Origin of the sequence: Pseudomonas salmasensis (assembly GCF_014268375.2) — a bacterium.
GTDB classification, from domain to species: Bacteria; Pseudomonadota; Gammaproteobacteria; order Pseudomonadales; family Pseudomonadaceae; genus Aquipseudomonas; species Aquipseudomonas salmasensis.
Map to the genome: position 1 here is coordinate 1,267,269 of NZ_CP077083.1, position 18,346 is coordinate 1,285,614.

The following is an 18,346-nucleotide window of genomic DNA, read 5'->3' on the forward strand; positions in this document are numbered from 1 at the left end:
AATAAAGATCTCAAAACCAATGAAGATCCACTGTGGGAGCTGGCTTGCCTGCGATAGCGGTGTATCAGCCCCCCTTAAGGAGACTGACACTGCGCTATCGCAGGCAAGCCAGCTCCCACATTTCTGGACCGTGTTGAATCAGGTGGTCTGCAGGTTGTGCATGACTGGTTTCAGGGCCGGGTACAACTTCAGGTACTCGGCAAACGCCCGGTCATAGGTCATGACATTCTCCCGCTTGGGCTGCGCCCGCAATTGCAACTGCACCCAGCCGGTGTCCATCGCCTCATCACTCACCAGCCCCACGGTATGCGCCGCCAGCAACGCCGCGCCCAGGGCCGCTTCTACCTCCTGCACGATGGTGTACACCGGGTAGCGTGTGACATCGGCGATGATCTGCATCCACAAGTCCGAATGGCTCGCTCCACCCACCACAATCAGGCGCGGGTCCAGGGAATGCGCGCCTTGAGTACCCGCCTCGATATTGTGGCGCAGGGCAAAACTTACGCCCTCCAGCACCGCGCGGTACAGGTGCACGCGGCTGTGGTACAGGTTAAGCCCGACAAAACTGCCGCTGGCGCGGTCATCCCACACCGGGCTGCGTTCACCCATCAGGTAGGGCAAAAACACCACGCCTTCGCTGCCTGCCGGAATCTTCATCGCGCTCTGCTCCAGCAGCACCAGGCTGTCTTGCCCCGTGGCCTGGGCTTGCTGTTCTTCGGCCTGGCAAAACTGCTCGCGAAACCAGCTGACCGAGGCTCCGGCGGTGATCGCACCGCCGAAGATGTACAGGTCGCGGTGGCCGTTGTAGACATGGGGCATGCTCACCAAACCGTGGCGTGCATCCACCCGCTGGTTCAGGTAGCCCCAGCACATGCTGGTGCCGATCATCGCCACATGATTGCCCGGCTGGGTGACACCCGCCGCCAGGGTCGCCATGGCCGCGTCCACGCCCCCAGCGAGGATCGGCGTGCCCGCCTGCAAGCCCAGGCGTGCGGCCCAGTCTGCAAGCAAACCACCCACCACCTCGCCGGAATACAGCAACCGCTCGGGCATCATCGACTGCTCGATACCCAGCGCATCCAGCATCTCGCCTGACCAGTTGCGCGCCGCCACGTTATAGACACCGCCGATATTCCCGGCACTGCTGTGGTCCACCGCCAACTCGCCGGTCAGGCACCAGTTGATGTAGCTGTTGGGCGGCAGCAGGTAACGGGTATTCGCCCACACCTGGGGCTGGTGCTGCTTGAGCCAGAGCATCTTGGTAAAGCCGTAGTAGCTGTCCACCGAGTTGCCGGTGATGGCGAACAAGCGCTCCAGGTCCACCTGTTCGCGCACCCAGGCCACCTGCTCGCCGGCGCGCCGGTCCATCCAGATCAGGCACGGGTGCAACGGCGTCATCTGTGCATCCACGGCAATGCCCGAACCGCCGTACAAACTGCTGATGCACAGCGCCTTGACCTGCGGCGCCGGCACCCCGGCCTTGGCCATGCACTGGGCCACGCAGGTTTGGACGGCATCCAGCCACACCTGCGGCCACTGCTCGGCCCAGCGCACTTTCGGGGTGTCTACCCGGTAGCCGTGGCTGTGTTGGGCGATGATCGTGCCCTGGGCATCCACCAGCAGCGCTTTGGTGCTCTGGGTGCCAATGTCTACACCGATGACGTAGTCCATCTCAGAGCACCGGCTTCAACAGCACCTTGATCGACTTGGTCGAATTGGCCAGTTCAAACGCCTCGGCCCAGTCGTCCAGCGGGAAGTCATGGGTGACGATGCCTTGGGAGGTGACCAGGCCGCGCTCAAACAGGTCGATGGCGATCGGGTAGCAATACGGCCCCAGGTGCGCGCCGCGTACGTCCAGCTCCTTGCGGTCACCGATGATCGACCAGTCCACGCTGGTCTCGGCACCAAACACGCTGAACTCGACAAAGCGCCCGAGCTTGCGGATCAGGTCCAGGCCCTGGGTGACGCCGGCCGGTACGCCAGTGGTTTCGATATAGACGTCGCAGCCGTAATTCTCCGTGAGGCCGTTGATGATCTCGCGAGCGTTGTCACGGGTCGGGTTGATCACCACATCGGCGCCGAACTTTTTCGCCAGCTCCAGGCGTTCATCGACCATGTCGATCACCACCAACTTCTTCGGGGTCTTCAGCGCAGCGACCTGGACCATGCACAGGCCCAGGGTACCCGCGCCGGCAATCACCACCACGTCGTCGAGCTGGATATCGCCACGGTTGACGGTGTGGATCGAGCAGGCCATTGGCTCCACCAGCGCCGAGTCTTCCAGGGACACCGACTCGGGAATCTTGTGCACGATAGCGGTCTTGGGAATGCGCATGTACTGGGCCATGCCGCCTTCGGCCACTTCGCGCTGGAAGCCGAAGATGTTGTGCACTTCGCACATCCAGTACTTGCCCGATTTGCAGAAGCGGCACTTGCCACACGGTACGATCTGTTCGGCGATGACCTTGTCACCCACCTTGACCTCAAAGTGCTCCTCGGCGCCCTCGCCGGCTTCGACCACGTAGCCGAAAAATTCGTGGCCCGGTACCACGGGTGCCTTGACCCAGGGGTTGTCGCCGCCCCAGAACATCGCCGCGCCCGAGTGGCACTTGCAGTCACTGGCGCAGATGCCGCAGGCGGCGATACGGATCACCAGCTCATTGGCACGCGCCTGGGGTTTGCCGATGCGCTCCAGGCGGTAGTCTTTGGGGCCGTGGCAGACGACGGCTTGCATGTGAGTGTGCTTGTCCATGGTGTTCGGTCCTGTGTGGTGAGGTATTAACGATGGCGCTGACGGCTGATGAAAATCGCCAGCAAGATGATCCCGCCCTTGATCACGCTCTGGACGTAGGGCGACACGCCAAGCATGTTCAAACCGTTGTTCAACACGCCCAGCAGCATGGCGCCGAGCAAGGTGCCGATGATCACCCCGCGCCCGCCGGCAATCGACGCGCCACCCAGTACCACGGCGGCAATCGCATCCAGCTCGAACGACACGCCGGCATTCGGCTGGCCGCTCATCAAGCGCGAGGTAAGCACCAGCCCGGCAATCGCGGCGGTGAAGCCGCTGATGCCGTACACCAGCAGCTTGAAGCGCGCCGCACGCACCCCGGACAAGCGCACCGCTTCTTCATTGCCGCCGATGGCGTAGATGTAGCGACCGATACGCGTGTGCTGCAGCAGCACATAGGCCGCCAGGTAAGTGATCAGCATGATCAGGATCGGCACCTGCAGGCCAAACACACTGGCGCGACCGAAGAACGCGAACCACTCTGGCAACCCGGAAATCGGGTAGCCGTCGGTGTACATCAGCCCGAACCCGCGGGCGATACCCATGGTCGCCAGGGTGACGATGATCGGCGGCATGTGCAGGTACGCCACGAACAGCCCGTTGCCGATGCCGAAGGCCACGCCCACCAGCAGCCCGACGCCAATCGCCAGGCCCGGCGGCAACCCGGCGACCATCAGCCCGGCGGTCAAGGTGCCGGACAACGCCATCACCGGCCCCACCGACAAGTCGATCCCGCCGGTGAGAATCACGCAGGTCATGCCCACCGCGATGATTGCGTTGATCGACACCTGGCGAGCGATGTTGGAGAGGTTGCTGGCGGTGAGGAAGGTGTCGCTGGCGAGGATCATCACCAGGGTCACCACCACCAGCCCGACAAAGGGATAAAACGCGGGCGAACGCAGCAGCCGCGCCAGGTTCAGGCGCCACCGGCCGGTGCTGGCGGTGTTAATGGACGTATTCACTTGAGCCCCCTGTTGCATGGCGCATGACCTCTTGAGGATTGACGGCGGACGCTTCCAGTACCTTGACGATCGCGCCTTTGTGGAACACGGCGACGCGGTCGCACATGCCGATGACTTCGGGCAGCTCGGAGGAAATCATGATGATCGCGTAGCCCTGTTCGGTGAGGCTGCGCATCAACGCGTAGATCTGCGCCTTGGCACCGACGTCGATGCCGCGTGTGGGTTCGTCGAACACCAGCACGTCGCAGTGGTGGTTGATCCAGCGGGCGATCACGACTTTTTGCTGGTTGCCGCCGCTGAGGTTCACCACAAGGCTTTCGCCGCTGGGCGCCTTGATCGACAGCTGGCGCATCAGCGCGTCGACACTGGCGCATTCCTTGGCCTTGTCGATCAGGCCCGAGGCGTTCTGATATTTGGGCAAATTGTTCAGCGAGATATTTTCGCGAATGCTGAAGGCGGTGATCAGCCCTTCGCTCTTACGGCTTTCGGGCAGCAGGCCAATGCCGTGGGCCAGGGCTTGGGCCGGGTCGTCGAGGCTGACTTTTTCCCCGCGCAGCCACACGTCTTTGCTCACCGTGGGCAGCGCGCCCATCATGCCCAGGGCCAGCTCGGTGCGGCCCGAACCCACCAGGCCGGCGAAGCCGAGGATCTCGCCTTTGTGCAAATTGAAACGGTTGCGGGGGCCATTGCGCACCAACTGGATGTCCTTGACCTCTAACAGCAAGGGGCCGGGTTCGCTGCTGGGCTTAGGTGGAAAACTGCATTCCAGGCGGCGGCCAACCATCATCTCGACCAGGTGATCAATATCGCTGTCGGCCACATCGGTAACGCCTGCGTTGCCGCCGTCGCGCAGCACACTGATGCGGTCGCAGACTTGGAAAATCTCTTCCAGGTGATGCGAGATAAAAATCACCGCCACGCCCTGGCGCTTGAGTTCGCGCATGATCTCGAACAGCAACTCGGCTTCACTGGGTGTCAGCGTCGCGGTCGGCTCATCGAGCACCAGCAGGCGTGCATCCAGGGCCAGGGCCTTGGCGATTTCGACAAACTGCTGCTCGGCCACGCTCAGGTGCTTGACCGCGCAGTGCAGATCGATACTGACCCCGAGGCGCTCGAACAACGCCTGCGCGGCCTCGGCCATTTCGCGCTTGCGCAACAGGCCGAAGCGGTTGCTCAGCTCATGGCCGAGGAAGATATTTTCTACAGCCGTGAGGTAGGGAATCAGGCTGAATTCCTGGAATACGATGCCAATCCCGGCGGCAATCGCATCCCGATAGGTCGCAAATTTCCGGGCCTGCCCGTCGATAAGAATCTGCCCTTCGTCCTGATGTTCGACACCGCCCAAAATCTTCATCAGGGTGGATTTGCCCGCGCCATTTTCCCCGAGCAACGCGTGGATTTCGCCGCGCTCCACTTGCAGGTTGATGGCCTTGAGGGCCTGTACCCCCGGGTAACGCTTACAGATGTTTTCCAGCTTCAGAAGACTGCTCATACCGCCGACCTCGCACTCAGAAGGAAGACCTTGGCCCCACGCATTGCGTGAGGCCTGGGGGGTTTACCAGCTGAAGTCCTTGGCCTTGGCCTGATCGATCAAAGTGATGTCCACCGGCACGCTGGCCGGTACCTGGGCGCCCCACTTCTTGGCCAGGGCAATGCCCAGAGCGAGGCGGATCTGGTCGCGGGGATATTGGGCCGAGGTGGCGATGAAATGGCTGCCGGGTTTCTGGATCGCCTTGATCGCTTCCGGCGCGCCGTCGACGCTGACCAGCTTCACATCCATGCCGCTGGCTTCGATGGCCGAGAGTGCGCCAAGGGAGCCATTGTCATTCACGCTGAAAATGCCCTTGAGGGTGGGCTGGGCCTGCAACATGTTTTCGGTGACCGTCAGGGCCTGATCACGCTCCTGCTTGCCGTTCTGGATGCTGACAATCTTGATGTCCGGGTGCTTGGCCACCGCCTCTTTGCAGCCGCGCACACGTTCGAGGATCGGCACCACGGCGATGCCGTCGAGGATGGCGATATTGCCTTTGTCACCGATGGTTTTAGCCAGGTACTCACAGGCCTGGAAACCGGCGTCGAAGTTCTTCGAGCCGACGAACGAATCCAACGGGCCATCCGCCTGCGCATCCACCGCCACCACTACGACACCCGCAGCATGGGCCGACTTGACGGCCGATTGCACGCCGACCGAATCAGTGGGGTTGATCAGCAGGATGTCGATGCCCTTTTGCAGCATGTCTTCGACATCACTGACCTGCTTGGACACGTCGTGGCGGGCGTCGGTGATGATCAGCTTGGCACCGATGGTCGCGCCGGCTTCTTCCAGGGCGTTTTTCATGGTGACGAAATAGGGGTTGTTGATTTCCTGGAACGAGGCGCCGATACGGATGGGCTTGGCAGCGTCGGCAAACGCGGGGCTCGCGCTGCCCAGGGTGATGCTGGCAGCCAGTAAACACAGGGTTTTGGGGAGCATTTTCATGGCGTGGGTCTCTGTTTTGTTTTTATTTTTAGAGCAAATGTTATCGTTAACATTTTGTCAGAAACTAACAAGTAATTCCGACCGGTGCAAGCCTCCACTGGTCGGTCTGGGGCAAAAGTGTGGGAGCTGGCTTGCCCTGTTGTAGGAGCGAGCTTGCTCGCGAAAAACTCACAGGCGCTGCGTTTATTCAGGAAGCCCGCGTTATCGTTGACATTTTTCGCGAGCAAGCTCGCTCCTACAGGGGGGATGGGGTTGCCAGTAAAAACTCGCACATCCGCCCATGGCAACTAAGCTCAGCCTCAAATAAAAACACAGCGAGCAGCCGGCCATGCCCCACCCAACCGAGACTTTCCGCGCCCGTTATCGCGCAAGCGTCAACCCGCGTTACAACCCCTGGCTGCACGCCGCGTTCGTGCTTGGCTACGGCATCGCCTGCATCACGCTGGCCTGGTCGTCCACTGCCGATATCACCGCCCTGCAGTGGCTGACCGTGCCTCTGACCCTGCTGTTCTTCAACCTGTGCATCTACCTTGTGCACCGCCACTTGGGCCACCACAAACATGCGTTCGCCCGGCTTTTCTACGCACGCCACACTGGCGATCACCACAGCTTCTTCACCCCCGATCACATGACCTACGACAGCCCCCGGGACTGGCGCGTCATCCTGTTTCCGGCCTGGCTGATCATGCTGCACAGCCTGGCCATCACCCTCCCCGCCTGGTGGCTGCTCAGCCAACTGAACGCCAACGTTGCCGGGTTGTTTGCAGGCTGCATGATCCTTGGCTACCTGCTCTACGAAGTGTTCCATGCCTGCGAACACCTGCCTGCCGAACACCCGGTGGCACGCCTGCCATGGATTCGCCAGATGCACCGTCTGCATGCCTTGCACCACCGTCGTGAGCTGATGCAGGGGCGCAATTTCAATATCGTGCTGCCGTTGATGGACTATCTGTTTGGCACTTTGTATTGGGAGCCCACGGAAAAAAAAAGGGGCAGTCCAACTGGACTGCCCCCCGCTTCACACACATAGATCAATCAGCGCACGATGGTCTGGCTGCAGATGTGCCCGAGGCTGACGTATTGGACATTATTGCCACCCACGCCCACACCTGGGAACTCCCTGAGCTCGATGCGCCAGCCGCCCTCGTTGAACCAGGTTTCCCAGTTGTAGGTCTGGCCCGAGGCGCTGTCCGGGTAGCGCACTTTGTAGTCGCCAGAGCAGGTGCCCAGCGCGACATTCCCCGAGGCTGCACCGGTGATGCCGGTCTTGGCCTCATAGTCGACCCAGTTGTAAGTGCCGCCAAAATGCTTGTCGACCCGCAACACAGGGGTGACGCCGCGCAGGGGTTCGCCCGTGCTGTCTGACCACTGGGTGCTCCAGCTCAGATTGCGGGCCGCCTGGGTGGCCAGTTGGAAGATCGAGCTAGGGATGCGCACCACATTATCGCCGTTCACATTGTGCTGATTCAGGCGTGGCGCCGAGCCGAGGGTCAGCTTGTATTGAGCCTGAGGGTTCAATGCCACCGCCGGGTTGGCCCGTACACGCACCTTGACCGTGTATCCTGGCGTCAGGTTGGGATAGGTGGAGGTGGAACCCTGCGGGACTTCCACCCACTGGGTGCCATCGAACCGTTCGAAGATCCACTGGTTACGCGTGCCCGCACCGTCATCGCCCAGGAACATGCCCACACCTTGGCCACGCAACGAGACGAAGGAGAAGTAATCCACGTCATTGACGCTGTCGAGGTTACCGGTCACCTGGTTCAAGGCATCCGGTAGGGCGAACGCGGTTTGCTCGGTGTCGTTAGGCTCGTAGGCATCCACATTGCTGTCCACTGCCACACCAAAACTGAACTGCGAGTTGCTCGCGGCATTGGCCACCATGAACCAGTAGTAGTCACCGGCCGGCAACACCCCGTTGAGGTATTCATCAGCACTGCCGGGGTTATCCGAGGTGCCCAATGGCGTCAGGTTGCCTTGGCCGTCGTCATGGAACAGCGTCAACGACATATCCGTGCCGGCACTCTGGTTCAGCAGCTGTACCTGGATTCGCGCGTTTTTCGGCAGGTTAAAGTGGTAAGCGATTTGCGCGCCGGTCTCCACACCGGTGAGCGTATAAAGAGTGTTGATATCCAGGGTGGGAAACAACGGCGTGAAGGCTGCAACTGCGGCCTGTTTCATGTGCGCCGAGTCAGGCTTTTCCAGTTGGCCAACCGGGGAGTCAATCGCCACATTAGCGGCGGCCGCCTTGCTTTTTTTGACGACGTTGGACTGCCCGGCTTTGGCGGCATTGAGCTTTTGCTTGAGCTCGCCCGAGACGCTGGCCTTTTCCAGCGTACCGCCAGGTTTCAATGCTTTTTCCACGGCCTGCTTGACCGCCTGCGCGCTGAGTTTTGCCGGGGTTTGCTCGGCCAGGGCAAAGGCCGAAACGAAGCAAGAGGCCGCCATGGCCGCGCCCAGAATAAAGGCTTTTTTCGATTTCATTTTTTATCCATCCATAGTTAAAAAATTGAAGCTCAGGTAACCGGTGACATCCGGTCACCTGGGATGGACTGTAGGATAAGGCTGTATATATGTACAGTATTTTTTAAAAAAATGTGAGCTTTGGAATTCAGGTCTAAGAAGCGAGCCGCGAGGCCTCATTTTATGGAATTGGGATATCGCACCACCTGCGCCAAACCTCCCACACAATGATTTCGATGATACAAACATCCGCGAGGCGATACGGCCACAAGGCCCAGCGCTTAAGCGTCAAGGGGACAGATGCCAGCTCGGCTTCGGTCACAAGGCCTGCCTTCAGAAAAGCTTTCGGCCCTGACAGGATATCGATCATCAGGCTCATGCGATGATATCTATCGATCGGATCATATCCTTCCCTGAAACGCTTATGCCTAAGAACCTTCTCGTTCTCACTGAAGTAACTTTCCAGTTCATCCAGCTTTGCGTATTCAGCAAACACTATCAGTACGAACACGACAAACACCCAAGCGAACATCACAATGCTATATACAAGAAAAAGGGACATCGTTATGTTCCCTCAGGTTGGAATATCAGATCGCCGTCGACTTCCAATATTCTCCCCCCAAAAACCCACCAAACTCACCAGAGCAATGGGCACTGGACATTTCTGGAACGATCACCAACTCACCCGGCCTCACCATTCCTTGGCTCAGGTGTTTATTCAGCACATCAAAATGATCTGGGCCCTGCAACAAGCCTGCGTGCCATAGCTGTGATTTCAAAAATGAGTAGGGCGTAGCCTGTGGATTGATGTAGCCGTACGCCATGTCCTGGATTCCGATACCGAGAGAGATGGCATCGAAATATAAGCAAGCGCCTACAGCCCGGACACAAGCAGGCGGGGGTCAAAAAGTACGTTTGGGAAGTTGCCTACACAGCAAAAGATGAACGCCTACAGAAAGCACCCCTAATACCCCGTCATCTCCAAATACCCCACCCCACCCTCAAACCGCACCGGCCCTTCCCAGTACGGAATACCCAGGTCCATCCACGCCTTGGGGTTGACGGCCTCGGTGGTGATATCCAGCTGTTTGCCGGGAATTTTCAGCGACCAGCGTGTGGGAATGTTGCGCCCGTCGATGGCCGTGGTGGTCAGCGGTGTGAGTTGAATATCGCTGTTGTGCAAGGTCTGGGTGTGGCCCTGGGCGTCGATCCAGGTGCCGGTGAGGTAACCGTCGCTGTCTTTCTCCCGCACGCGAAACAGCATCAGTTGCGCGCCGCGGTCCAGGTGCAGGGAGAACCAGTCCCAGCCGGTCTGGCTGGCGGCCAGGGGTTGGCTGCTCCATTCGCGGTCGAGCCAGGCTGGGCCACTGACCTGGTAGGTATGGCCGTCGAGGCTGACGCTGCCGTTGGCAGTGAAAAACGGTTGGCTGTAGTAGTACGACGCCTGGCCCTGGTCGGATTTGCGGCTGTAGCCCTGGTCGCCTTGCAGCACCAGCGGGCGACTGGAGGTCAGGTGCAGGTCGTAGGCAAATTGCGCGCCGCTGGCCTTGAGTTGCATGTCGGCCAGGGGGCTGGCGGCGCCGGGGCGGGTAGCGAAGGTCCAGTCGTCGATCCAGGCGTTGAACGGCAGCGCCTGGGCCCCGGCCTGGCCGACGCCACCTCGGGCCAGGCGTTCGGCGGCGTAGTGGTGGGTGGCCGAGGTGACGGCGGCGTGGCCGAGCCACACGGTGGAGTCGCGCCAGCCAGGTTCAACAGGGCCGGCCTTCAACGCGTTGCGAAACAGCGTCCATTGCACGCCGAAGACATTGCCCTGGGCATCCTTGAGGTTGGCGGTGACGTACCACCATTCGATACGAAAGCCGTCGTGGGGGCCGTGGTCCTCGGGGAAGCTGAAGACTTTGCCGGGCACCACCTGGGCAAATTCCGCCGCATCGCTGCCCAGCCCGGCGAAACTGTCCTCGGGTGCGGGCGCCTGGTCGCACCCGCTCAGCAGTAACCAGACGATGCACGCCAGTGCCTTAATCTTCATGGGCGAACGTCCTCAACAAATCCGCCGGGCGGCTGCGGTACAGCTGCCATAGGGGCCAGGCCGACGCGAGCAAGGTGGCGAGCATCGCCAGCCCCAGCAATTGCGCAAGCTGGCCGGGGAAGACTTGCAGCGGCAGGCGCCAGCCGAAGGCCTGCACGTTGATCACCGCATCCAGGCACCACGCCAGCAACAGCCCCAGCGGTAACGCCAGGATCAACGTGAGTACCGCCAGCAGCCAGGTCTGGCCGAGGTTGAGCAGCATCAATTGTCGGCGCGTCACGCCCAGCGCCCACAACGGCGCGAGTTGGCCGAGGCGGCTTTGGCTCTGGGTCAGCAGGCTGATGAACAACGCCACGCCGGCGACGCCAAGGGTCAGGCTGTTCAACGCGGCGGTGGCGGCGAAGGTGCGTTCGAAGACCTGGCTGGACCAGCCCTTGAGTTGTTGTTGATCGACGATGCGGCTGTCTTCCAGGGCAAACTCACGCTGCACTTCACGGATCAGCGGCGGCACGTCGGCGGGCGCCACCCGCAGGTTGAAGCGTGCCGGTGAGAGCGTCGGCCAATGCGCCAACAGGTGCTGGGCATTGACCAGCAGGTGGCCCTTGGGGTTGCCGTAGTCGGCGTAGATGCCGACGATCTTCGGCGCCCAGGTGCCCTGTGGAGTGGGGATGGAAACCGTGTCGCCCAGTTGCACCTTCAGGCGTCGCGCCAGTTGTTCGCTGAGCATCAGGCTGTCGTCTTGCAGCAAGCGATCCCAAGGCGCGTCCGCCGCCTCCAGCAGCGGCCAGTGTTGACGATAAGTGGGGTTGTCGACCACGCCGAACACCTCCGCAGGCCAGCCTTGCAGTTGCACCGATACCTGCCAGGCGGGCAATACGGCCTGCACCAGGGGCTGGCGGGTCAACCATGCATTGAGTTGCTCGGCCTGCTGGGGATTTTGCGGGTTGAGGTACAGCTCGGCGGTGAGACGCTGCTCCAGCCAATGGGTGAAGGTCTGGCGAAAGCCCGAGGTCATGGAACCGGCACCGATATTCGCCGCCAGGGCCAACAGCAACGCCATCAGCGCCAGGCTCAAGGCCGGCAGTTGCTGACGGCAATCGGCCAGGAACCACTGGCCCAGCACCGAGCGACTGCGCCCCAGCACCGCTTTCAATAAGCCGTTGAGCAGCACCGGTAACGCCAACGCCGCGCCCAACAGCAAGGCCGCCATCAGCACAAACCCGGCGGCCAGGCTATCGCCCAGCCACAGTGCCAGCAACGCGATCAGCAAGGCGGCGGATGCCACCCAGCCCTGGCGCCGCAACCAGCGCCCATGGGCTTGATGCCAAGCCTGGGCGTTGGCCAGCGCCAGTAACGGCAAACGTGCCGCGCGCCACAGGCTGCTGGCCCCGGCAAGCAACGCGCCCAGCAGGCTCACGCCCAGGCCGGCCAGCCACCACCAGGGGCTCAAATTCAATTGGCCGGCGACTTCGGCGCCGTACAGGCCGCGCAAACTGGCGGCGACATCCGGCAGCAACAGGCTGGCCAGCAAGTAACCGCTGGCGATACCGAGCACACCGCTCAGCACCGCCAAAGCGCCCAATTCGACGCCCAGACTCAAGATCAACAGGCGTGCGCTGACCCCACAGGCGCGCAAGGTTCGCAGCAGGCCACGGCGCTGTTCCAGGGCCAGGCCGATGGCCGCATGCACAATAAACAGCCCCACCACAAAGGATAAAAAGCCCACCGCATCCAGGTTCAGGTGAAAGCTTTCGGTCAGGCGTGAAAGATTGTTGTCCTCGCCCTGCTTGAGTTGCAACGCGGCGGGTGGCGTGGGGTGGCGGGCGGCGAAGGTGTTGTCCACCAGTAAGCGCGACAGGCGCCCAGGCATGTTGAGCAGAGGTTGGGCAAAACCGATATCGGTCAGCAGCAGGCCGGGGGCCATATCGGCCTGTACTTGCAATGGTGGCAGGCGCTGCCCGGTGGACGTCAGCGGCTGCTCGCCCGCCTGCAACCCCAGCGCCTCTAACGTTTGCGCAGCGACCCAGGTACGCCCCGGCGGCTCGAAAAACGCCAGCATCTGCGCCTGGCTCAAGCTTTGCCCTGCCACGCTGCCGCTGCCGGGCAACGACACCGGGTCGATGCCCATCAATTGCAGGCGCTGTTGCTCACGCCCCTGGAGCACCACCCGCCCCTGTACCACTGGGGATACCGGCCAACCGGCGCGGCGTAGCTCGGCAAACAGTGCCTGGGGGAAACTGGCGGCGTCCGGTGCAATCAGGCTGGCCTGGGGTTCGCCACCGATCAATTGGCTGGCGCGTGCGTAGCTGTCCCGCGCCTGGCTGTTGAGGGCCTGCACGCCGGTCAGTAGCGCGGTGGCCAGCCACAAGCCGGTGAGCACGCTGAAAAATTGCACCGGATGGCGCCGCCAGTGGCTCAGCAATGCGCGCAGCGTCCAGTAAAACAGCGCCATCTCAGCGAGCGTCCATCGGCACGACACGGCCACGGTGCAGCACCACTTGCCGGTCAAGCCGTGCGGCCAGGCGTGGGCTATGGGTGACCATCAGCAGGCTGGTGGGGCTGTCTCGCAGCAGGTCCAACAGCAGTTGCAGCACTTCATCGCTGGTGGCTTCGTCGAGGTTGCCGGTGGGCTCGTCGGCCAGTAACAAACCCGGCCGCGAGGCCAGCGCCCGCCCCACAGCAACCCGTTGCTGCTGGCCACCGGAGAGTTGTTCGGGGTAACGCCGCAGCAAGTCGCCCAGCCCCAGGCGCTCCACCAATTGGGCTTGCCAGTGCGGGTCAAAACGCCCCGCCAGCCGCGCCTGGAACGCCAGGTTGTCTTCCACGCGCAAGCTGCCGATCAGGTTGAACTGTTGGAAGACCAAACCGATTTGCGTACGGCGCCAATGGGCCAGTTGCCCCTCGTTGAGTTGGTCGAGGCGCTGCTCGCCGATGCGGATGCTGCCGCCGTCTACTCGGTCCAACCCGGCCACCAGGTGCAGCAAGGTGCTTTTGCCGCTGCCCGACTCGCCCATCAGCGCCAGGCTGCTGCGCTCGCCCAGGTGCAGGTCGACGCCGGCCAGGACGGCCAGCGGGCCTTGCGGGGTCGCGTAGTTTTTTACAACACCTTGCACCTGCAACATAAGAACGCTCATCTGAAGGACCCGCAATGAGAATAACGGCTGACGCTCCTGCCCACGCAAATTTTTCACATGGATTTCACCGCCTGCCCATCCACCGTACTTTAAAGTGCCCGCCAACTCGTGGTAACCGACAACTTCTTAGTTAATTCAAGTGACACTCTCACTGTGCAAATGTTCAGCAAAAAGACAGCAGTGCTGTGACAGTCTCCTGCCTCACTAAGGGCAACTGCCCCGTCATGCAGCCTTTTTATAAACACAATAAACAATGCCGAGGGTGAACCGCGTGGCAGACATGATCCTGGCCAACCGCCAACCTAAAAGGTCTAGGTTAAAACGCCTGAGAAAATACCGCCTGCACCTGCTTGGCATCAGCGTTGCCGCCTTGTTGTTCGGGGGCTTTTTATTCTGGCCCAGCTCGCCGCTGGACCTGGGCGTGGGCAATCGCCTGCTGACCTCCGGGGTGCTCGCCAGCTGGCGCGAGGGCGAACTGGTGGTGCTGGTGCGCCATGAAGAGCGCTGCGACCGCTCGGCCAACCCCTGCTTCGGCCCCGCCGATGGCCTGACCATCAACGGCACTGAACGCGCCGTCGAACTGGGCAAAGCCTTTGATTCACTGGGCATGGCTCTTACCGACGTGCTCAGCAGCCCCACCACGCGAACCGCCCAGACGTCACTGTTCATGTTCGGCAAGACCGAGCTGTCCCCCGGCCCATTCGCCATCTGCGGCGACGCCATGGGCGATGAAATCCTCGGCCACAAACAGCCGGGACGCAACCTGATGCTGATCACCCACAGCGCCTGCATGAGCGACTTCCAGACCAGCCTGGGCTTCCCCCACGCAGCCGCTGCAGAGTACGGCAGCGCGCTGTTCGTCAAGGTGCTGCCCAATGGCACCTTCAAGGCCGTGGGCACCATGAACAGCGAAGAATGGACCGCCGCACTCAAACAACTTTAATTACACTTGTTTACATATTAAGCCACAACGTGTTCAGCAAAACGACAGCCCCGTTCTGGCATGTTTAGTCGCGCCTGTTAGTTATGTTTTCCTACAACTACTTAGTGATCCTTACGATGCGTCGCCCTATTAAGTTAGTGCTGCCACTGCCCCTGTTTGAACGTTATGGAGCGATGTGCGCATGCCCCGCATAAACCCTCTGGCCTGGCTATTGCTGGGCGTTGCCGTGTTCATCTTGTTGCCCCTGGGCTTTCACGGTTTATGGACGCCGGACGAAACCCGCTACGCCCAGGTTAGCCAGGAAATGCTGATGAGCGGCAACTGGGTGGCGCCGCACTTCATGGGCGTGCGTTATTTCGAGAAGCCCGCCGCCGGCTATTGGCTGATCGCCCTCGGCCAGGCGGTGTTCGGTGAAAACCTGTTCGGCGTGCGCATCGCCTCAGTGCTGAGCACGGGCCTGAGTGTAGCGCTGGCCTACCTGCTCGCCCGGCGCGTGTGGAACGACCCGCGCAAGAGCTTTGCCTGCGCCCTGCTCTACCTGAGCTTTGGCCTGGTGGCCGGGCAAGCCGGGTATGCCAACCTCGACCCGCAATTCACCCTGTGGGTGAACCTGAGCCTGGTGGCGTTGTGGTTTGCCCTGGACTGCCGCACGCAACGCGAACGCCTGGGTGCCTGGGCAGTGTTGGGCGTGGCCTGCGCCATGGGGTTCATGACCAAGGGTTTCCTGGCCTGGCTGTTGCCGGTCTTGATCGCCGTACCCTACCTGGTCTGGCAGCGGCGCGTCGGCGAGTTGATGCGCTACGGGCCGTTGGCGGTGCTGGTCGCAGTGCTCGTATGCCTGCCCTGGGCCCTGGCCATCCACTTGCGCGAACCGGATTACTGGCATTTCTTTTTCTGGCATGAGCACATCCGCCGCTTTGCCGCCGACAACGCACAGCATGCACGGCCGGTGTGGTTCTTCCTGCCGATCATGGTGGTGGCGTGCCTGCCGTGGGCTGCCTTGTTACCTGGCACCCTGCTCAAGACCTGGCAGGAAAAGCGCCAGCCGGCGATTGCCTTTCTTGCCCTGTGGCTGCTGCCCCTGGGCTTTTTCAGCCTGAGCAAGGGCAAGTTGCCGACCTACATCATGCCGTGCCTGTTGCCCCTCGCCTTGTTGATGGGCCACGGCTTGGTCGACCTGATCAAGCAAGGCAAGGCGCGTACGCTGGTCATCAACGGCGCGCTCAATTTCGTCCTTGGCATGACGGCCATGGTGGCGCTGATCTACCTGCAAATCACCCGCCCGCTGTACGGCAATAGCCACGCGGAGATGTTCAACCTGTCGCTGACGTTTATCGTGCTGCTGGGCTGGATCCTCGCCAACCTGCTGCAAGCGGTGCGCCCGCTGACGTTGTGGGCGATGCCCGCCCTGGGCATTGGCTTGCTGGTGGCACTGCTGCCGGCGGGCATGCCGGCCCTGATCGAAGATAACGAGATGCCCGACCAATTCGTGCTGGAACATCTGGCCGAACTGCAACCTGCCCGTGCTTTGCTGAGCAATGACCTGGGGTTGGCATCGGCCTTGACCTGGCGCCTGCGCAGGCCCGATGTGGCGTTTTATAACACCCAGGGCGAGCTGCGCTATGGCTTGAACTACCAAGACGCGGCACAGCGCAAAGTCACGCCGGACAGCGTCCAGGCCTGGTTGGCCGAGGCACGCCAGCAGGGTTCGGTCGGCGTGCTGATGCAAGTCAAGAGCACCAGCGAACACCGCGAAGAAGGGCAATTGCCCCCCGGCGGCAAGCGTTATCGCAAGGGCAACCTGGTGCTGACGATTTACCCCCAACACCCTTGAATGCAGCGCCTGCCACAGGGACCACCCCATGAGCTTCTGGAAAACCGAACGCGGCGCCCTGGCGTTACTGCTGGGCACCTCGGCCTTGCTGCTCTTGCTGGGCCTGGGCAGCCGCGACCTGTGGGGCCCGGAAACGCGCTGGGCGAATATCGCCTTGCAGATGCTGCAAAGCGGTGACTATTTCGACCCGTACCTCAAAGGCACGCCGTATTACGACAAGCCCCTGCCCTCCTACTGGCTGATCACCGGGTTTGCCCACCTGCTGGGCGGCCTCGGCCCATGGTCGCTGCGCCTGTCATCGGTGATTGCCGCGTGGTTGAGCATCTGGCTGGTGTACCTGATCGGTGAACGCCTGTTTCGCAAAGGCACCGGGCTGATCGCCGGGTGGATGCTCGCCACCACCTTCTACTTCCTGTTCTGGGCCCGCGTGGCCACCGCCGATGTACTCACCGTGTGCGGCGTGCTGGCGGCGGTGTGGTGGTATTGGCGCGGGCCGGATGACACGCGACTGGGGCGCTACACGGTGTTTTCCCTGTTGCTGGCCGCCACCTCACTGTTCAAGGGTTTGATCGGTGTGGTGCTGCCGGGCCTGGTGCTGTTGCCACACCTGCTCAGCGAACACCGCTACAAACGCCACCTCAACCTGCGCCTGGTGCTTGCCCTGCTCATCGCAGGCATCGTGTACGCGATCCCCTTTGTACTGTCCCACCACTACGGCGCCCCCACTTACGGCGAGAGCGGCCTGGAACTAGTGTTCCGCGAAAACGTGGTGCGCTTCTTCGACCCCTTTGACCATATGGGGCCGATCTACACCTACCTGATCTACCTGCCGGTCTACACCCTGCCCTGGGCACCCTGCTGGTTACTCGGCCTGTGGCTGACCGTGCGCAACTGGCGCAAGGCGCCGCCCAACGTACGCTGGCTGGTGTGGGGCCTGGGCCTGTTATTTGTCTTCTTCACCGCCAGCGGCAGCCGTCGCAGCTACTACGTGTTGCCGCTGGTGCCCTTTGCCCAACTGCTCGGCGCCTGGTGGCTGAGCGAGCGCCTGCACAAAAAACCTTCGCGCTGGCCGCGCTGGCAAACAGGCTTTGGCCTCAGCGCAGGCCTGCTCTTGCTGGTACTGGGCGTGATCTACCCCTGGACCAACGGCAACGGCGGCGTCACCCGCTTCGCCACCGACCTGCAAGCCCAGGCAGAAAAAAGCGCGCCCTGGAACCAATGGCAACTGGTGCTGATGGAGGTCGACAACAAACTGCCCATGTACCTGCAAAACCACGGCAAGCCCTTCTACTACGTCAGCGAAGCCCAGGACTTCCCGCGCCAAGGCGACAGCGCCGCGTTCATGGCCTGGCTGGAAAAAACCAGCGGCCAGGGCTTTGATCCGCAACGCACGATAATCGTCGCGCAGTATTCCAAGGACGAGCCGACACCGTTGGCGTTTCTGGGGGTGGATCATCAGGTGGTGACGACGCAGCCGGATAATGGGGAGCGGTTGTTCAGGGCGCGTGAAGGTGGGAGTGTGGCGTTTGTTCCGGGGATACGCTGAGGCACTGTGTTTGCTGGCCTTTTGTCATGGTTTGTAAAGGGCCAGCAAGCCGTGTCCCTTTAAATTGCAGGACGTTTCCGAGACAATCCCCGCCGCCTTGTGCCGGTTGGAATCGGTGGCTAGTCTGCGGTCCATCACTGCTCATCAGTGATCGGGTTTAGTCGC

The 18,346-nt window shown here is 61.6% G+C and carries 15 protein-coding genes; 4 read left to right on the forward strand and 11 right to left on the reverse strand.

From position 1 onward, the window contains the following. Positions 1-138 precede the first annotated feature (138 nt). From HU731_RS05275 to HU731_RS05295, 5 genes are all read right to left on the reverse strand, one after another. Complete coding sequence (locus HU731_RS05275) at positions 139-1,671, reverse strand: FGGY-family carbohydrate kinase (protein WP_186607725.1); 1,533 nt, start codon at positions 1,669-1,671, stop codon at positions 139-141. Position 1,672: 1 nt separating this feature from the next. After that, positions 1,673-2,752: an alcohol dehydrogenase catalytic domain-containing protein gene (locus HU731_RS05280; RefSeq protein ID WP_186607724.1), complete on the reverse strand. Its 1,080-nt coding sequence runs from the start codon at positions 2,750-2,752 to the stop codon at positions 1,673-1,675. A gap of 26 nt (positions 2,753-2,778) precedes the next feature. Further along, positions 2,779-3,771 carry an ABC transporter permease gene (locus tag HU731_RS05285; protein WP_186607723.1) on the reverse strand — a complete coding sequence of 331 codons (993 nt, stop codon included), beginning with the start codon at positions 3,769-3,771 and terminating at the stop codon, positions 2,779-2,781. Further along, entirely contained in the window at positions 3,737-5,245 is a 1,509-nt protein-coding gene (locus HU731_RS05290) for a sugar ABC transporter ATP-binding protein (protein WP_047711228.1), read from the reverse strand. Before HU731_RS05290 ends, HU731_RS05285 begins: the two co-directional genes overlap by 35 nt. Positions 5,246-5,308: 63 nt before the next feature. After that, entirely contained in the window at positions 5,309-6,232 is a 924-nt protein-coding gene (locus tag HU731_RS05295) for a substrate-binding domain-containing protein (protein ID WP_032896420.1), read from the reverse strand. A gap of 328 nt (positions 6,233-6,560) precedes the next feature. Between HU731_RS05295 and HU731_RS05300 the strand changes: the two genes are divergently transcribed. After that, positions 6,561-7,262 (forward strand): sterol desaturase family protein, encoded by a 702-nt coding sequence (locus HU731_RS05300; RefSeq protein ID WP_186607722.1) that lies wholly within the window; start codon positions 6,561-6,563, stop codon positions 7,260-7,262. A gap of 5 nt (positions 7,263-7,267) precedes the next feature. On the opposite strand, the gene HU731_RS05305 is transcribed toward HU731_RS05300, so the two are convergent. The 6 genes from HU731_RS05305 to HU731_RS05330 form a co-directional block, all read right to left on the reverse strand. Next, positions 7,268-8,716 (reverse strand): hypothetical protein, encoded by a 1,449-nt coding sequence (locus HU731_RS05305; protein WP_186607721.1) that lies wholly within the window; start codon positions 8,714-8,716, stop codon positions 7,268-7,270. A 160-nt stretch (positions 8,717-8,876) separates the two neighbouring features. Further along, complete coding sequence (locus HU731_RS05310; protein WP_161906103.1) at positions 8,877-9,257, reverse strand: hypothetical protein; 381 nt, start codon at positions 9,255-9,257, stop codon at positions 8,877-8,879. Between the two features lie 25 nt (positions 9,258-9,282). Next, positions 9,283-9,519 carry a hypothetical protein gene (locus HU731_RS05315; protein WP_225931606.1) on the reverse strand — a complete coding sequence of 79 codons (237 nt, stop codon included), beginning with the start codon at positions 9,517-9,519 and terminating at the stop codon, positions 9,283-9,285. A 140-nt stretch (positions 9,520-9,659) separates the two neighbouring features. Continuing rightward, positions 9,660-10,724: a lipocalin-like domain-containing protein gene (locus tag HU731_RS05320; RefSeq protein WP_186607720.1), complete on the reverse strand. Its 1,065-nt coding sequence runs from the start codon at positions 10,722-10,724 to the stop codon at positions 9,660-9,662. Continuing rightward, positions 10,714-13,176 (reverse strand): ABC transporter permease, encoded by a 2,463-nt coding sequence (locus tag HU731_RS05325; RefSeq protein ID WP_186607719.1) that lies wholly within the window; start codon positions 13,174-13,176, stop codon positions 10,714-10,716. Before HU731_RS05325 ends, HU731_RS05320 begins: the two co-directional genes overlap by 11 nt. 1 nt (position 13,177) lies before the next feature. Continuing rightward, the gene (locus HU731_RS05330; protein WP_032896402.1) at positions 13,178-13,846 is read right to left on the reverse strand and encodes an ABC transporter ATP-binding protein; all 669 of its coding nucleotides are present in this window, start codon (positions 13,844-13,846) and stop codon (positions 13,178-13,180) included. 274 nt (positions 13,847-14,120) lie between these two features. Between HU731_RS05330 and pmrG the strand changes: the two genes are divergently transcribed. The 3 genes from pmrG (at position 14,121) to HU731_RS05345 (ending at position 18,181) form a co-directional block, all read left to right on the forward strand. Then, positions 14,121-14,801, forward strand: a complete 681-nt coding sequence (gene pmrG, locus HU731_RS05335; RefSeq protein WP_186607718.1) for a lipopolysaccharide core heptose(II)-phosphate phosphatase PmrG — start codon at positions 14,121-14,123, stop codon at positions 14,799-14,801. Between the two features lie 181 nt (positions 14,802-14,982). Beyond that, positions 14,983-16,635, forward strand: a complete 1,653-nt coding sequence (gene arnT / locus HU731_RS05340) for a lipid IV(A) 4-amino-4-deoxy-L-arabinosyltransferase (RefSeq protein WP_186607717.1) — start codon at positions 14,983-14,985, stop codon at positions 16,633-16,635. Between the two features lie 28 nt (positions 16,636-16,663). Further along, complete coding sequence (locus HU731_RS05345) at positions 16,664-18,181, forward strand: ArnT family glycosyltransferase (RefSeq protein WP_186607716.1); 1,518 nt, start codon at positions 16,664-16,666, stop codon at positions 18,179-18,181. The last annotated feature ends 165 nt before the right edge of the window (positions 18,182-18,346 follow it).

Coding starts and splice junctions, on each gene's coding strand:
- arnT (WP_186607717.1), top strand. CDS start 14,983: ATGCCCCGCATAAACCCTCTGGCCTGGCTATTGCTGGGCGTTGCCGTG.
- HU731_RS05275 (WP_186607725.1), bottom strand. CDS start 1,671: ATGGACTACGTCATCGGTGTAGACATTGGCACCCAGAGCACCAAAGCG.
- HU731_RS05280 (WP_186607724.1), bottom strand. CDS start 2,752: ATGGACAAGCACACTCACATGCAAGCCGTCGTCTGCCACGGCCCCAAA.
- HU731_RS05285 (WP_186607723.1), bottom strand. CDS start 3,771: ATGCAACAGGGGGCTCAAGTGAATACGTCCATTAACACCGCCAGCACC.
- HU731_RS05310 (WP_161906103.1), bottom strand. CDS start 9,257: ATGTCCCTTTTTCTTGTATATAGCATTGTGATGTTCGCTTGGGTGTTT.
- HU731_RS05320 (WP_186607720.1), bottom strand. CDS start 10,724: ATGAAGATTAAGGCACTGGCGTGCATCGTCTGGTTACTGCTGAGCGGG.
- HU731_RS05315 (WP_225931606.1), bottom strand. CDS start 9,519: ATGGCGTACGGCTACATCAATCCACAGGCTACGCCCTACTCATTTTTG.
- HU731_RS05330 (WP_032896402.1), bottom strand. CDS start 13,846: ATGTTGCAGGTGCAAGGTGTTGTAAAAAACTACGCGACCCCGCAAGGC.
- HU731_RS05325 (WP_186607719.1), bottom strand. CDS start 13,176: ATGGCGCTGTTTTACTGGACGCTGCGCGCATTGCTGAGCCACTGGCGG.
- HU731_RS05305 (WP_186607721.1), bottom strand. CDS start 8,716: ATGAAATCGAAAAAAGCCTTTATTCTGGGCGCGGCCATGGCGGCCTCT.
- HU731_RS05295 (WP_032896420.1), bottom strand. CDS start 6,232: ATGAAAATGCTCCCCAAAACCCTGTGTTTACTGGCTGCCAGCATCACC.
- HU731_RS05290 (WP_047711228.1), bottom strand. CDS start 5,245: ATGAGCAGTCTTCTGAAGCTGGAAAACATCTGTAAGCGTTACCCGGGG.
- HU731_RS05345 (WP_186607716.1), top strand. CDS start 16,664: ATGAGCTTCTGGAAAACCGAACGCGGCGCCCTGGCGTTACTGCTGGGC.
- HU731_RS05300 (WP_186607722.1), top strand. CDS start 6,561: ATGCCCCACCCAACCGAGACTTTCCGCGCCCGTTATCGCGCAAGCGTC.